This window comes from Streptomyces sp. CA-288835, from assembly GCF_050936385.1.
Lineage (GTDB): Bacteria > Actinomycetota > Actinomycetes > Streptomycetales > Streptomycetaceae > Streptomyces.
In genome coordinates this window covers 8,987,751-9,003,164 of sequence record NZ_JBNJMW010000001.1, presented here as the reverse complement: position 1 = coordinate 9,003,164, position 15,414 = coordinate 8,987,751, and the positions used below count along the sequence as shown (strand labels likewise).

Here is a 15,414-nt window from a genome sequence, read left to right as displayed (position 1 = left end):
CGGCTGCGCGAAGCCTCCCCTCGCCCCACACAGGCGTAACGGCGCGCTCCACATGGCGGTGCGTCAGGAAAAGTCCTCGTCAGGAAGAGGTCCCGCCTGCCTCCCCGGTGAGCTCGCGCAGCCGGCGCAGCACCGCGCCGTGTTCCGGGCGGTGCAGGGGCGAGGCGGACAGCAGCTGCGTCAGCACCTCGCCGAGCGGCCCGGCCCGGCGCGGTGGCGCGGGAGCCGGCGGGTAGCCGCTGCCCCCCTCGGCGAACGGCTCCCTGCCCTCGACGGCGAAATACAGGGTCGTACCGAGCGCGAACAGGTCCGACGCCGGCGTCGCCGAACCCCCGTACAGCTGCTCCGGGGCGAGATAGCCGGGCGTGCCGATCACCCGATGCGCCCGGGTGTGGGACGTGCTGCCCGCCATCCGGTGGGCGATGCCGTAGTCGGTGAGGACCACGCGCGCATGTGGATGCCCCGAACCGTCCGGTGCCAGAAGGATGTTGGACGGTTTCACATCCCGGTGCACGATCCCGAGGTGGTGCCCGGCCGCGAGCGCCTTGAGCACGGCGAGGCCGATCCGCGCCGTCTCCCGGACCGGCAGCGGCCCTTCGCCCGACCGCAGCCGCCCCTCGACCACCGCCTCCAGGGTCGTGGCGCCGCGGACGAACTCCATGACGATCCACGGGAAGCCGTCCTCCTCGACGACGTCATGAACCGTCACCACATGCGGTGCCTCACGCAGCGCGGCAAGACTCCACGCCTCACTGAACGCCCGGGCGGTCCGGACCTCCCGGCTCTCCTCGCCCGGCCCGGCCTCCGCCCGTACGACGACCTCCTTCACCGCGACGTCCCTGCGCAGCCGCAGGTCGTACGCCAGCCATACGCGTCCCATGCCACCGGTGCCGACCGGCTTGACCAGCCCGTACCGCTCGGCGAGGACCCGCGCCCAGGGACCGCGTGCCCGGCCGTCGGGCGCGGACGGGCGCGGGGGCGCCACGTTGGTGTTCCCGTGCTCGTGCCCTGTCTCGTCCATCTGCGCCCGCCCCGGCCGCCCGGCATGTCGTCCGTACGTCACACGTCGTCAGTACATCGTCAATATGCCCTCGGCACTACCTGGTCAATGCGATCAGTACGCGGGTTTCAGAGCCCCCGCGGGAAGCTTCTTGTCGTCCTCGTGGTCCACCGTGCACATCACCCACCGGAAGCCGGCGTTCCACTCGTCGTCGGTGGCGTACCAGCCGCTCATCGAATGGCCCTTGCCGCGGGCCCAGTTGACGCCGTACTTCTCGTCGCACAGGGCCACCATGTCGACGCTCCCAGCGGAGTCGTTGCCCGAGGACCACGTCCAGCCGACGGCTTGTTCATGGTGCGGCTCGTCACAGCTGATCAGGTAAGGCGTGGTCCAGCCCTCGTCGTCCTCCTTGGTGTTGATGCAGTCGCCCGGGCCCATCTGCGTCGTGGAAATCTCCTCGCCAAGCTTGCGGTACTCGCCCAGCGGGCCCCCGATGGTGGCCTTCTTCAGGAAGAGCAGGCAGGCCGTGTCCGGCGGCTGGTTCTGCCCCGCGGCCGGCGTCAGTACATGCAGGACGGGGTCGGGCATGGTCTTACGCAGCTTCTCCGTGCGCTCGGCGCACTCGGCCTGCGCTGACGAGGCACTGGAGCTCGGCGTCGCACCGGACGCCGCGATCGTCGTGATCACCTGGCCCTCGGGGTCGTCCTCGACGCAGTTGACGAGCTTGAGCTCGGGCTGCCCTTTGTACTCGCCCTCCTTCCAGTCGGCGTCCACGCACTGACCGGGCAGCAGCCCGTCCTTCAGGCCCACCTTGGTGCCGTACGGGAAGGGACTGCGGGTGGTGGTCGGCGTCGGGGTAGGGGGCGCGCTCACCTTCGGCTGCGGCTTGGTCTCCGCGCGCTGCTGCTGCCCGTCGTTGCCGTAAACGGCGGCACCCACGCCGAAGCCACCGGCCGCCACGAGTACTCCGACGAGTGCCAGCAGGGCCGGGAGCCGCCATCCCTGGGGACGGGTACGGCTACGGGGCGGGGCCTCTCCTCCAGGGCGGGTGGGGGTGATGTCCCCGTCACCGTCGCCGTTCCCAGCCGTGTCCCCATCCCCAGAACGGGCGGCTTCCCCAGGAGCGGCGGCTTCGGACGCCTCAGGCGTGGCGGCTTCCTCCGAGTCGCCGGCCTTTGCGGGGGCGCTGGCCTTCTCGGCGGCACCAGCCCCATCAGGCGCGGCCGCCGGCACCAGCGCGGCCTTGCCGCCCCCGGACTCCGCGACCTCCCCGGCAGCCCCACCGTCCCCGGCCGCCGCGGCCTCCGCCAAAAGCTCCGCCGCCTCTGCAGCCTGCGTACGGTCCAGCGGGTTCTTCGCCAGCAACCCCGTGATCACCCGGCTGAGCTGCTCACCAGCCTGCTCCGGCGGCGAAGGCTCCGTCTCCAGCAACGCCATCAGGGCCGCCTCGGGAGTGTCCCTGTCGAAGGGGCCCACGCCCTCGACGGCGAAGTAGAGGGTGACGCCGAGGGAGAAGAGGTCGGAGGCGGGGGTGGCCTCGCCGCCGTGCACGCGCTCGGGGGCCATGTAGCCGGGCGTGCCGATCACCACGCCGCTGCGGGTCAGCCGGGTCTCGCGCGGGCGGAGCGAGATGCCGTAGTCCGTGAGCAGGACACGGCGGTCGGCGACCCCGGAGTGGTCGGGCGCGAGGAGGATGTTGGAGGGCTTCACATCCCGGTGGATGATGCCGAGCCGGTGCCCGGCGGAGAGTCCGTCGAGGGCCGCCGCCCCGATCCGGGCCACCTCGGCGGCGGGGAGCGGGCCGCGGTCCCGTACGACGGCACTGAGGTCCATGGTGCCGGGCAGGTACTCCATCACGATCCACGGCAGGCCTTCGTGCTCGACCACGTCGTACACCGTGATCACATTCGGGTGTTCGCGCAGCTGGGCCGCCTTCAGCGCCTCCTTGCGCCCGCGGGAGGCGCGGTCGCCGGAGGCCTCGTCCGGCAGTAACGGCAGCTCTATCTCCTTGACCGCGACCTGGGCCTTCAGCTCCTCGTCCTCGGCACGCCAGACGCTTCCCATCCCTCCGGAGCCCAGCCGCTGCCGCAACCGGTAGCGCCCGGCGATGACCCGTTCCTGCTCCCCTGCCACGAACCGCTCCCCTCACAGCGCGTGTGATCAGCCGACGTACACACGACGTGCTTAACCGATCGCCAGGGGCACATGGTTACGCGGGACCTCCGGGACCCGTCCCGGTCACGAACGTTTTCCGGCCAGGCCTCGGCTTTAAGGTGTCCTTACGCCAGGGCCACAGCGCGCGGGGACCGGCCCGCGTATGCCGCCCTCAGCACGTCCAGGGCGCCGCCCATCGTGACCGTCCGCGGATTGGGGTACGCCTCGGCGGCGATCTGTCCGGCTGCCACCGTCAAGTCGTCGTCGGTCAGGCCGAGTTGGGCGAGGGAGCGGGGTGCGCTGAGGCGTCCGGCCAGTTCCCAGAGGGCGTGCGGGGCGTTGTCCGTGCGAAGGGCGCGGTTGAGGACGGTGATCGCCTCGGGGACGGCGGGCGCGTTATACGCGAGGGCGTGCGGGAGGACGACCGTGTGCGTCTCGGCGTGCGGCAGGCCGAAGGTGCCGCCCAGCACATGGCACAGCTTGTGGTGCAGTCCCATGGTGGTCGCGCCCAGGCAGGAGCCGCAGAGCCAGGCCCCGTAGAGGGCACGGCCGCGTGGCCCGGTGGCCTCCGGATCGTCCACGACGTGTGGCAGTGCGGACGTCATGGCGCGGACGCCCTCCTCCGCCATCAGCGCGACGAGGGGCGAGGTGTCAGGGGCGTACAACGCCTCGGCCGCGTGGGCTAGGGCGTTGAAGCCGCTGGTCACGGAGAAGGCCGGGGGCAGGCTCAGGGTGAGCTCGGGGTCGTAGACGACGCTGCGGGGCAGGACGGCCGGGTCGCGTCCGGTGCGCTTGACGCCGTGCTCGGTGAGGCCCCAGACGTCGGTCATCTCGGAGCCGGCGTAGGTGGAGGGCACGGCGATCAGCGGCAGGCCCGTCCGCAGGGCGAGCGCCTTGCCGAGGCCGATCGCGCTGCCGCCGCCGACCGCGACGCAGCCGTCGGCGCCAGCAGCGTGCGTCACCACGACGGCCCGGTCGGCGACCTCGACGGGGACGTGCATACGGGCCTCGGAGTGCAACCCCGCACAGAGCGAGCCCAGCGAGTTCGCGACGGCGCGCGCGGTGACCGCGCTCTGCCTGCCGCACACCACCAGCAGCCGCCGCAGACCGAGCCGCCCGGCCTCGTCGGCCGGCGCGGTCGTCGCGGCGCCGGGCCGGAACACGATTCGTATCGGACGGCTCTCGTAGGAGAAATCCGGGACATTGATTGCGTTCGTGCTGTTCGTTGCGTTCATGGCATCGTGGCGTTCATGAGGGCCGCTCCCGGGTGTGCGGGTGCGTACGAGGTGGCTGCTCTTCCCTGCGCGTACTGCGCCTTCGCTTACTGCGTCTCTTCCCTGCGAATACCGCGTCCGGGTGCGGATAATCGCTGTCGGCCGCGAAGATGTGCGTGGTGAGGGGCGGGTCAAGCGGTTCTAGGGGGGCAACGGGCGTGACAACCGGTAACCACACCGATAACCTCCCGTTCGGGAACCGGTTGCCACTGGTGTTGCCGCAGTTCCCGAGCCACTGAGGGGTCGAAGGGGCGGGCGATGACGAGGAAGAGCAACGGGGACGCCGGGGGCCGGTGCACGATCAGGGATGTGGCGGCCCGGGCGGGGGTGTCCGCCTCGACGGTGTCGCGGGTGCTGGCCGGCGATTACCCGGTGAGCACGGCGACGCGTACGCGCGTGATGCGGGCGGTCCGCGAGCTGGACTATGTCGCGGACGCCAGGGCCAAGGCGATCGCGGGCGTCGGCACGCCGACCCTCGCCTTCGTACTGGACGACATCACCGGCCCGTCGTTCGCGCACATGGCGCACGGCGTGGAACGCGAGGCGACCCGGCTCGGCCATCTGTGCCTGGTGTGCAGCACGGACGGCGACACCGAGCACGAGCTGGAGTTCATCGAGACGATGCGGGCCCAGCGGGCCGCCGCGGTGATCCTGGTGGGCGGCACCGCGGACACTGCCGAGTACCGCGCGCGGATGTCCCGTATCGCCGATTCCCTGGCTTCGGCGGGCTCCCGGCTCGTGCTGTGCGGCCGGCCGCCGCTGGATCCCGGCACGCCGGTGACGGTGATCGAGTACGACAACGAGAGCGGGGCGTACGCGCTGTGCTCCCACCTCCTCGCCCAGGGCCACCGGCGCATCCTGTTCCTCGGCGGCAAGCCGGAGAACACCACGGCTCAGGGCCGCGAGCGCGGCTATCTGGCCGCGCATCGCGCCCGCGGCGAGGAACCGGACCCCGGGCTGCTTCTCCCCGGTGACTTCACCCGCGACTCGGGCCATCGCCGCATCCGCCAGGCCCTCTCCCAGGGGCTGGAGTTCACGGCGGTGATGGCCGCCACGGACATGGTCGCGGCGGGCGCGCTCACCGCCCTGCACGAGTCGGGCCTGTCCGTCCCGGACGACGTCTCCCTCGTGGGCTACGACGACATCCCCTTCGCCCGCGATCTGCAGCCGCCGCTGACCACGGTCCACGTCCCCTACGAGGAACTCGGCCGCCTCGCAGTCCGTACGGCCCTCGGCAGGACACCGGACGCCCCGAACGAGCACCTCCTGCTGGGAACCCATGTGGTGGTGCGGGATTCGGTGGCGGCCGTGCGGGGGCAGTTAGTCACGGACGCAAGCGCCAGGGTTTCCTCGCAAGCTCCTGCTGGAGGGTTGACGTGACAACGAACAGCACCGGTCCGATCCGCCTCACCGACGGTGCGCACACCGCATTGCGCCCGGCGACCGCGGCCCGGATCACCGGCGGTTTCTGGGCGTCCAGACGGCGCACCAACGCCGAGGTGAGCATCCCGCAGGGCCCTTCGAAGCTGGAGGAGGCGGGCAACCTCGCCAATCTGCGGGCGGCCGCCGACGGCAAGGGCACCTTCATAGGTGACTTCCAGTTCCAGGACTCGGATGTGCACAAGTGGCTGGAGGCGGCGTCCTGGCAGCTCGCCGACAGCCCGGAGGACACCCAACTGGCCTCGCACATCGACGAGTTGACGACCCTCCTGGCGGCCGCCCAGGACGCGGACGGTTATCTGCAGACGTACTACCAGGTCGCCCACCCCGAGCGGCGCTGGCAGGAGCTGGCCTGGGGCCACGAGTTGTACTGCGCGGGCCATCTCATCCAGGCGGCGGTGGCCCACCACCGGGCGACCGGCCGGCGTGAACTCCTGGAGGTGGCCGAGCGGTTCGCGGCCCACATCGACGCGACGTTCGGCAAGGAGAAGGCGATCGACGGGGTGTGCGGGCACCCCGAGATCGAGACGGCCCTCGTCGAGCTGTACCGCGAGACCGGCGAGCGCCGCTGGCTGGACCTCGCCGCCTACTTCGTCGACCGGCGCGGCTACGGCGTGCTGAACGCGGGCGCCGACCGCGGCCACGACCGCGACATGGGCCAGGCCTACTGGCAAGACCGCGTTCCGGTGCGCGAGGCGAACACGGTCGAGGGCCATGCCGTACGGCAGCTGTATCTGCTCGCGGGGGCGACCGACCTGGCGGCGGAGACCGGCGATCCGGAACTGCGGGCCGCGCTGGAGCGCATATGGGACGCCATGGTGGCGACGAAGACGTACGTCACCGGCGGGGTCGGCTCGCGGCACGAGGGCGAGGCCTTCGGCGACCCCTTCGAGCTGCCGCCGGACCGGGCGTACGCGGAGACCTGCGCGGCGATCTCGTCCGTCCAGTGGTCGTGGCGGATGGCCCTGCTGACGGGCGAGGCGAAGTACTCCGACCTCGTCGAGCGCACCCTCTTCAACGGCTTCCTCTCCGGCGTCGGCCTCGACGGCGACAGCTGGCTGTACGTCAACCCGCTCCAGGTCCGCGAGGAGTACGCCGACCACGGCGGCGACCAGACGGCCCGCCGCACCCCCTGGTTCCGCTGCGCCTGCTGCCCGCCGAACGTGATGCGGCTGCTCGCCTCACTCCCCCACTATGTGGCGAGCGGCGACGCGGAGGGTCTGCAGCTGCACCAGTACGCGACGGGCGTGTACGCCGCCGGGGAGGGCGTCGTCCGCGTGGAGACCGCGTATCCGTGGGACGGCCGGATCACCGTGACCATCGAGGAGGCCCCGGCGGACCGTGACTGGTCGCTGTCGCTGCGGATCCCGTCCTGGTGCACGGAGTTCGAAGCCTCGGCTCCCGATGGAAGCGCTCCGACCGAGGCGGGTGACGGCTGGCTGCGGACGCGCCGCCGCTGGTCCGCGGGCGACACGCTCACCCTCGACCTCGATATGAGCGTCCGCCTGACCCGGCCCGACCCACGCGTCGACGCGATCCGCGGCTGTGTGGCCGTGGAGCGCGGCCCGCTCGTGCACTGTCTGGAGGGCGTCGACCAGCAGCCCGGGGTCCGGCTCGACGATGTGACGCTGCCGTACGGGTCCGGTCTGGCCGTCTCTCAGGAGCCGGAGCTGCTGGGCGGGGTCGCCGTGGTCACGGCTGACGGGCGCCGCCGGAGCGACGGAAGCGACGTACGGCTGACAGCGGTGCCGTACTACGCCTGGGCGAACCGGGAAGAAGGCGCAATGCGGGTGTGGATTCCCGAGGAGTGACCTCGTCGGCCGGTTCGGCGTCCCACAGGGCGAGTTCGCGGTCGCGCGGGCCGTGCACCACGGGCGGTCCGTCCGCGCCGAAGACGCGCACCGGGTGCGAGTCGTTCCAAGCAGGCCAGCCCGGGTCGCCCTCGGCGGCGAACCGCACCCACGCGGAGTGCATCGCGTCGGCCAGCTCCTTCGGAGCTCCCTCGCCCGCGAGCTTGGCCGACTCCGGGACGTCCCCGGTGTCGAAGACGAAGCCGAGCTCCAAGGCGTGGCAGGCGCCGAGTTCGGGGAGGTTCGAGGGCCAGGCGAATTCGTACACGTACGAGGAGCCGGGGCGGGCGTCGGCCAGCCGGTGCAGTGGGATGCGCAGCAGGTGGTCGGTGACCATCTGGCCGAGGAGCTCGGCGGGGCGGGCGTCCGGGTGGAGGGCGCGATAGCCGCGCGGGACCTCGGGGCCGCAGTGGCAGCGGGCCATAGCGCCGGCGAGGGCGACCGGGCCGAGCCGGTCGACGCGTTCCATGAGCCCGCCCGGCACCAGCCACAGCCGGTACTCGTCCTGGGTCCAGCCCATGAGCAGCTCGACGCCCGGCGCGGCACCCCCTTCGACCAGGGCCTCCATCGGGTCCTGCGGTACGAGGTCGTCGTCGACGACGATGCCGAAGGAGGGCCCGCCGAGGACCGGAGTGCTCAGTCGGCCCACCTCGGCCTGGGTGCGCAGCAGCAGCTCGCGGTCGACGTCGGCGAAGGCCTCGGCCGTCGCCGGGATCTTCAGCCGGGCCGCCATCCAGCGCACCATGCGCCGTACCTTGTCGCGGTCGAAGGCCTCGGGCGGCGCGCTCTGCAGGACGGCCCGCCGGAAGAGGCCCTGTGCCTGCGGGGCGGCGAGCAGGGCTCCGGCGCTGATCGCACCGGCCGACTGGCCGAAGACGGTCACCCGGTCCGGATCGCCGCCGAACTCGGCGATCGCCTCGCGCACCCACTCCAGGGCGGCCAGCTGATCGCGCAGGCCGGCGTTGGGCGGGGCATCCGGGAAGAGGCCGTAACCCTCCACGCCCAGCCGGTAGTTGATCGAGACCATGACGACGCCGTCGCGGGCGAAGGCGCGTCCGTCGTAGACGGGCACGGCCGAGGAGCCGCGGGTGAGCGCGCCGCCGTGGATCCACACCAGCACCGGCAGCCGGGCCCCTCGGCCCGGCTCCGGCGTCCACACATTGAGGTTGAGGCAGTCGTCACCCGGCACGACAGGGTCGGACAGCAGCCGGGCGAAGGCCTCGGAGTACGGGGGCTTCGGCGGTGTCGGCCCGAACGCGCCCGCGTCGCGCACACCGTCCCAGGGTGTGGGCGGCACGGGCGGCCGGAACCGGCGAGGGCCGAAGGGCGGCGCGGCGTACGGGATGCCACGGAAGACGGCGACGCCGTCCTCGTACCTGCCGCGTACGTCCCCGTACGGGGTTCTCACCACTGGCTGCGTCAGGTCTGCCGTCATCCGAGCACCAGCTCCTCGCACGCTCGTGAACCGTCGTTCACTCCAGAGCGCCACACCTCTTCCGGTTATTCCGGCGTACGTCGCTGGTGGGCGGCTATTTGGCGTACATCAGCGTGCCGAAGCCCGTCTGGTCGTAGCCGCCGCTTGTCGATCCGTAGTCGCCGCCTCCTCCCTCGGGCCGGACACTCTCGGCCATGCGCGTGATGTACGGAACGGACAGGCCCCGTCGCCGTGCGTAGTGGTAGTGGAGGATGTCCCACACCGGCCTGACGTGGCCGCGGCCGCCGGAGGCGATCACGGTGTGGGACCGCTGGGCGCAGTTCGTCCCGGTCCCCCAGGTGTACGTGGTGAAGGGGACGTTCTCGCCGAGGTTGTACTTCGCGACGTACTGGGCGGCCTTCATGAACCGGTTGCCGTCGTAGCCGTACAGGTCGTCGCCCTGGTTCCAGGCCATCTCGCAGAAGGCGCCCATCTGGCCGATGCCCATCATGGTGTGCCCCTGGTCGCGGCCCGACTCCTGCCACTGGGCGAGGTTGTCGGGGTGCAGGAACGGCACGGCCTTGCGGATGGCTCCGTTGCCCGCGCCGTTCTTGAAGTAGTTCACGGCCTGGTCGTACTTGGCGCCGTCGTCGCACAGGATCCCGATCGCGAGGATCGAGTTCATGGTGCACAGGTCCCAGTTCGCCCAGTAGTTGGTGATGCAGGCGCCGTTGTGGTTGGTCAGGAACTGGTTGTTGAGCGGGTAGAAGACGTTGAGCATCATCCTCTTGAACCGCTCGAGGTCGAACCCGCTGTAGCCGCGCATGAGTTCGGCGGCGTTCGCGAACTGGTAGCCGTAGATCCCGGCGGCCAGGAAGCGGTCCGCGTTGCCGGTGATGCTGGTGAGCCTGGCCGACCAGGCGTTGAGGATCCGTACAGCGCACTCGGCGTTGTCCCTGGTGCCCCCGACGTGCCAGCGCAGCGCGTTCTGGTAAGCCGCGTGGATGTCGTTGAAGAGGATCCCGTAGTTCTGGCCGTCGCCGCCGCGGATGATCGTGGCCTGCGGGTTGGGCTGCCAGGTCGCCGCGGAATGGCCGTTGGCGGTCAGGCGCTGCCAGCCGGACAGCCACGGCTGGGCGCCCTCGCGGACCCGTACCTGGGCGCGGTTGAGTTCACCGTAGGCGTGCAGCATGCCCGGGTGGGTGAAGGTCGCCGGGGCGGCCGCGGCCGAGCCTGTGAGGGCGGTGACCGAGGCACCGACGGCGAGGGCGGCGGTGAGGCCGCCGGCGGTCTTGAGGAGACCGCGGCGGCTCACTTCCGGTTGTTGTTGGAGGTGCTGGTGGGGGGATGTGCGGCTCATGTGGTGCATCTCCAATCCCGTAGGGGATCTACATCGGGGTGATGCTCACCTCGCTGAATCGCGCGGTGCTGCGGGCCAGGGGGTCGCGTGAGCAGACAACGAGGCCCACGTAATAGGGGGCGTCACCGAAGCCGGGGACCTCGCCTGTGGCGAGGGCGGTCCAGGTGGCGCCGTCATCGGTGGAGACGGCCGCGGTGAAGGCGGTCCCAGCGCGCTTCAGCCGCAGCAGACAGGGGGCGGTGACCGTGCCGTTGCCCGTGAACGCCGATCGTCCGGCCACAGTCGTACGGAGCATCAGCTGCGCGGCGGTCCCGCCCGTGACGATCGCTCCGGCCGCCTGGTCGAACGGTGACAGGGACTTGGCCATCAGCAGCCCGACCCGATCGGCACTCGCGCCCTCGCGGGAGACGAGCCGGGCGGTGACCTCGCAGTCACCGGTGACCGGCCGCCGTACGAACTGCCCTGTCATCCCTTGGTTGTTGACGGTCAGGTCGGTCCCGGCACCGCGGACGACGAGGGTCCCGTCCTCGTACGCCGTACTGCCAGGGGTTCGCACGGCCACCACACCGAACGTCCCGAACTCCCGGTCGTCGAGGACCACGTCACCGAGGTCGCCGTACGTCCAGGGGCCGGGCGGCGGCGTGCCGACCGTGAGCTTGAGCGTGCCGGTCCCGTCACCGGCGGCGTTGCCCGCACTGGTCGTGACGGTGAACTCGCCGGTCACGGTGGGTGTTCCAGAGATCCAGCCCGTGCGCTTGTCCACGCGCAGCCCGTCGGGCAGTCCGCTCGCGGTGAACCGTACGGGCTCGTGCGAGGCCCGCAGCAGATACCGGAAGGCCACCCCCTTGTTCGCGAACGCGCTTGCCGCGGAGGTGAGTTGCGGCACCGAGGGGCTCGGCATCTTCGCGCCGGCGGGCTGGGACAGCGGGCCGCGTCCGCCGCTGTTGGTCTTGGCGACGGCGTAGTGGTACGTGGTTCCGGGGCGGCCGGTGGCGTCCGCGTACCGGATGCGGGTGCCGAAGCCGATCGGGCCGACAGCGGTCGCGACGGTGACATAGGGGCCGTCGGCGTCGGTCGCCCGCAGCACCTTGTAGCGGGCAGAGAGGTCGGGGTCGGTCCAGGCCAGCTCCACCGCGTCGGCGCCCGCGGTCGCCCGCAGATCGCCGGCGGTGCGGGTGGGGCGCGGCACGGACCAGACCTCACCGGAGCTGGAGGTCACGGTGACGTTGTCGAAGGCGCCGGTGCCAGTTTCGGCGTACTCCTCGTCGACGCCGAGGGAAGAGGTGAGGGCGAGTCCCGCGTACGCGGTGCTCCCCAACTCGACCTCGCTGGAGCCGACTTCGGTCCAGCGGATGCCGTCCGGGGAGATGGCTCCGGTGCACCGGCGGCCCTTGCGAGTGACGCGCACCCAGTACGGCATACGCATCCGGTAGCCGTCGCCCGCACCCTCGACGTACGGGGCTTCGAGCGGGGTCGCCGACTCGGGCAGGGTGCCCAAGTTCGAGATCGGGAACGACGCGCCGGTGGTGATCGCCTGCTGCTGGGTCGGCGGCACGGGCGTGCTGCCGGTGGCGGAGACGGACGCCCCGGCCTTCGGGCGGACCGTCCACACACCGCTCCAGGTGTGCAGCGGCAGCCCCTGGATCAGCATCGAGGCGTGCGCGGCGTCGGCGTCGGCGTCGAGGGACTCGCGGAGGGTGACGCCGATCTTGGAGTACTGCGAGCTGAGCGGGTACACGATGCGCGCGGTGATCGTGCCGTCGCCGCGCAGCGGCAGGTGCGCGAGCCGGTACGTGTCGGCGGTGCCGCTCGCCTCCAGGACGAACCGTTCGCCGTCGAAGACGGCGGAACCGGCACGTGTCATCTCCCCGATGTCCAGGGTCTTCCAGGGCTCGGGAAGGCCGGCGGCGGCCGACGCCCAACCCGAACTGTCCCTCTTCCCTTGGGAGTTGGAGGCGCTGATCTTGTAGTAGTACGTCCGTCCCGCACGGACGTCGCTGTCGGTGTACGCCGGCTTGTCGAGGCCGGAGGCGACGCGCTCGTACGGGCCGCCAGGGTTCGTCGCCCGCTGGACGGTGTACTCGCTCGCCCAGGCGGACGGCAGCCAGCTGACATGAACGGCCTTGTCCTCCCCCACCGCCGTGACACCGGCCGGAGCCGTGGGCGCGGTCGGTGCGGGTGCCTTGGTGCCGGCGTAAGTGAAGGTGCCGAAGCTCGGCAGGTCGTCGTTGCTGCCCTCGACGGCGCGGGCGCCGCCGGTGCCGCGGAAGACGGCGGCCTTGGTGTACGGGGTGTCGAGGCCGCGGACGCCGGCGTAGTGGGCGTAGTACATCTCGTAGATCGGGGGGATGTTGCCGCGGACGCGGTCCGAGACGGTCGTCTTGATGTACTTGCCGGTGCGGTCGAGGTCGGGGGTGAAGGGGACGTCGTTGCCCAGGTTGTAGCGGGCGGCGTATTCGGCGTTGGCGAGGATGCGGTTCTTGTCGAAGCCCCACAGGTCGACGCCCTGGTTCCAGGCGACCTGCGCCGCGTCGCCCATCAGGCCGACGGCGAGCTGCTCATGCCCCTGGTCGCGGCCGGACTCCTGGCCCTGACCGGAGTCGGCGACCACGCGGTTGCGGACGCTGCCGTTGCCGACGCCGGCCGCGGCGAAGCGGAGGGCGTCCTCGAAGAGGGTGGGCTCCTCGCAGAACACACCGATGGCGAGGATGGTTTGAATGGCCGTCAGGTCCCAGTTGCCGTTGGCGTACAGCATGTAACCGGACACTGCCGGATACCAGACGTCCAGGAAGGACCGCTCGCAGCGGGCGATGTCCTCCTCCGCCCATCCGTCGTAGCCGCTGTGCCGCAGCAGCTCGGCCGCGTTGACGAACTTGAACGCCTGCAGTCCGGCGCCGAGCGGGCCGTCGGCCCCGGTGATCGCGGTGAGCGACTTCGACCAGACGTTGAGGATGTCCCGCGCCTTGTCGGCGTGGGCGCGCTCGCCGGTGACGCACCACATGAGGGCGTTCTGGTAGGCGGCGGCCGAGTCGGCGACCGCCTGGTTCTGGAAGTTGGTGGGGCCGCGGCCCCATGAGGTGATCTGGCCGGTGTTCTGGATCGTGTACGTGGACTTCGAGCGGGCGTGGGCGGCGAACGCCAAGTAGCCGTCGTAGATGGGCGACTCCTTGGCGGCGACGGCGGCCTTCATACGCGCTATGTCGTCGACCGTATGCAGGAGGCCGGGGTGTGTGAACTGAGTGCGACTGGTCTGGTGGCCGGCCGCCCGGGCGGTGCCGGGCGCGAGCAGTCCGCTCGCGCCCGCCACCAGCAGCAGGGCCGCCGTGCCGCCGAGAAAGTTCCGGCGACTCGGAGCAGATGTGATCATGACGCGGCGGCCGCCTCGGCCTCGGCGGTGGTGAGGAACTTCAGGTTCGTCACGTGCTCGTTGACGAACATGGGCACGCCGTCCGAGGCCAGGTACCACCTCGGCTTGCCCGTGCTGTCGGCGATCACCCTGCCGTTGACGCGGAGGTTCTCGAAGGTGACGTCCTTGATCGCGTGCTCCGCGTCGAGGCCGGCGATGATCGAGAGGTCGGCGTTCTTGCCGTTGTAGCTGAGGTCCTTGATGTAGACGTTCTCGATGCCGCGGCCTGCCGAGGTGTTGTACTTCGGGTTGTACTCGACCCGCATGTGGATGAGCTGACCCCAGCGGAAGTCCTCCACGCGGATGTTGTCGAACTTGACGTCCCGGACGAGGTTGTGGTCGCCGACCATGAAGGCGATGGCGCCCTGGTAGGTCACCTGCGGCTCGCGGTGGTCGAGGATGTCGATGTTCTCGTAGGTCAGGTTCTCCAGCATCTCGGGGGTGTCGGTGTTGCCGTGCACGCCGATGTTGATCGGGTGGGCGACGTCGGCCCAGAGGGTGCAGTTCTTGACGGTGATGTTGCGGGTGTCGCCGTAGAAGTCCCAGCGGTGGGTGTACAGGGCGATGCTGTCGTCGGAGGTGCGCAGGAAGCAGCCGTCGATCGTGACGTTCTCGGAGCAGTAGAGCTGGATGCCGTCACCCCAGCCCTGGTGGCTGAAGGCACGCAGATTCTTGATGGTGAGGTTCTTGGACTCGGCGACCCTGATGTTCTCGTACCGGGGATTGAGGATCGTGACGCCGTCGATCGTGACGTTCTCGCACTTGCGGACGAAGACCGCGCCGCCGGTCGTGTCGTAGACCACGCCGCGGCCGATCAGCCGGGAGTTCTCCACGCCCTCGAAGATCACGGCGGAGGTGAGGACGGCGCCCGGGGCCAGGTAGACGGTGGTGCCGGTGGGCACCTTCAGGGTCCGGTCGGGGTGGGTGTGCAGACCGGGCCCGAAGTACATGACCTTCTTGTCGCCCTCGGCGGGCACGTCCTGCTCGAGCGGGTTCGCGAACAGGTGCAGGCAGTCGAAGATCTTGTCGTCGACCTGGACGACGAGGTTGCGGGGCCGGTCCAGGGTGAAGCGCGCGGTGCTGCCGAGCACCTCGGGCTTGATGCCGTACGAGTCCGGGCGGATGCGGATCTTCTCGCCGCCGCCCGGGTTGTACGTGACCTCGACCTCGACCGTGCCGGAGAAGTCGAAGGCGGCCCAGGAGGAGTTCTGGGCCTTGTTGCTGCCCGTGTTCGCGTCGATCAGGGCGAGCTTGGCGAGGTAGACGCCGAGCTTCTGCCAGGTGCCGCCGAGCGGCCGGACCTTGACGGTGTAGGAGTTGTTGACAGGCACCTTCGGAAGCGTCGGATGGATGACCACGCTGTCGCCGGCGGTGCCGTCCTCCTCCGCCGCGGCGGCCTGTGCGGTACCCGCGATGCTGCCGGCCAGGCCGGCGGCGGCGATGACACCGGCGGCCTGGAGGGTGGTCCGGCGTGACAGGGGCGCGTTCATGCGTAACTCCTTGCAAAAGGTTCGGT

General features: G+C 70.8%; 9 protein-coding genes. 2 read left to right on the top strand and 7 right to left on the bottom strand.

From position 1 onward, the window contains the following. Positions 1-79: 79 nt before the first annotated feature. The 3 genes from ACQEVY_RS40675 to ACQEVY_RS40665 form a co-directional block, all read right to left on the bottom strand. Complete coding sequence (locus tag ACQEVY_RS40675; RefSeq protein WP_432954938.1) at positions 80-1,063, bottom strand: serine/threonine-protein kinase; 984 nt, start codon at positions 1,061-1,063, stop codon at positions 80-82. A gap of 51 nt (positions 1,064-1,114) precedes the next feature. Next, positions 1,115-3,133 carry a serine/threonine-protein kinase gene (locus tag ACQEVY_RS40670; protein ID WP_432954937.1) on the bottom strand — a complete coding sequence of 673 codons (2,019 nt, stop codon included), beginning with the start codon at positions 3,131-3,133 and terminating at the stop codon, positions 1,115-1,117. A gap of 146 nt (positions 3,134-3,279) precedes the next feature. Then, entirely contained in the window at positions 3,280-4,389 is a 1,110-nt protein-coding gene (locus ACQEVY_RS40665) for a maleylacetate reductase (protein ID WP_432954935.1), read from the bottom strand. Positions 4,390-4,686: 297 nt separating this feature from the next. Here ACQEVY_RS40665 and ACQEVY_RS40660 point away from each other — a divergent pair, with 297 nt between their 5' ends. Beyond that, complete coding sequence (locus ACQEVY_RS40660) at positions 4,687-5,808, top strand: LacI family DNA-binding transcriptional regulator (protein ID WP_432954933.1); 1,122 nt, start codon at positions 4,687-4,689, stop codon at positions 5,806-5,808. Beyond that, positions 5,805-7,679 (top strand): glycoside hydrolase family 127 protein, encoded by a 1,875-nt coding sequence (locus ACQEVY_RS40655; protein ID WP_432954931.1) that lies wholly within the window; start codon positions 5,805-5,807, stop codon positions 7,677-7,679. Before ACQEVY_RS40660 ends, ACQEVY_RS40655 begins: the two co-directional genes overlap by 4 nt. On the opposite strand, the gene ACQEVY_RS40650 is transcribed toward ACQEVY_RS40655, so the two are convergent. The 4 genes from ACQEVY_RS40650 to ACQEVY_RS40635 form a co-directional block, all read right to left on the bottom strand. Continuing rightward, positions 7,561-9,153, bottom strand: a complete 1,593-nt coding sequence (locus tag ACQEVY_RS40650; protein ID WP_432954929.1) for a carboxylesterase/lipase family protein — start codon at positions 9,151-9,153, stop codon at positions 7,561-7,563. The genes ACQEVY_RS40655 and ACQEVY_RS40650 overlap by 119 nt on opposite strands. 94 nt (positions 9,154-9,247) lie before the next feature. After that, on the bottom strand, positions 9,248-10,492 hold the full coding sequence (locus tag ACQEVY_RS40645; RefSeq protein ID WP_432954928.1) for an alginate lyase family protein: 1,245 nt from the start codon (positions 10,490-10,492) through the stop codon (positions 9,248-9,250). Positions 10,493-10,520: 28 nt separating this feature from the next. Beyond that, on the bottom strand, positions 10,521-13,859 hold the full coding sequence (locus ACQEVY_RS40640; protein WP_432954926.1) for an alginate lyase family protein: 3,339 nt from the start codon (positions 13,857-13,859) through the stop codon (positions 10,521-10,523). Continuing rightward, complete coding sequence (locus ACQEVY_RS40635; protein ID WP_432954924.1) at positions 13,856-15,388, bottom strand: glycosyl hydrolase family 28 protein; 1,533 nt, start codon at positions 15,386-15,388, stop codon at positions 13,856-13,858. The genes ACQEVY_RS40640 and ACQEVY_RS40635 overlap by 4 nt, the downstream gene beginning before the upstream one ends. Between the last annotated feature and the right edge of the window lie 26 nt (positions 15,389-15,414).

Coding starts and splice junctions, on each gene's coding strand:
- ACQEVY_RS40665 (WP_432954935.1), bottom strand. CDS start 4,389: ATGAACGCAACGAACAGCACGAACGCAATCAATGTCCCGGATTTCTCC.
- ACQEVY_RS40660 (WP_432954933.1), top strand. CDS start 4,687: ATGACGAGGAAGAGCAACGGGGACGCCGGGGGCCGGTGCACGATCAGG.
- ACQEVY_RS40650 (WP_432954929.1), bottom strand. CDS start 9,153: ATGACGGCAGACCTGACGCAGCCAGTGGTGAGAACCCCGTACGGGGAC.
- ACQEVY_RS40645 (WP_432954928.1), bottom strand. CDS start 10,492: ATGAGCCGCACATCCCCCCACCAGCACCTCCAACAACAACCGGAAGTG.
- ACQEVY_RS40640 (WP_432954926.1), bottom strand. CDS start 13,859: ATGATCACATCTGCTCCGAGTCGCCGGAACTTTCTCGGCGGCACGGCG.
- ACQEVY_RS40635 (WP_432954924.1), bottom strand. CDS start 15,388: ATGAACGCGCCCCTGTCACGCCGGACCACCCTCCAGGCCGCCGGTGTC.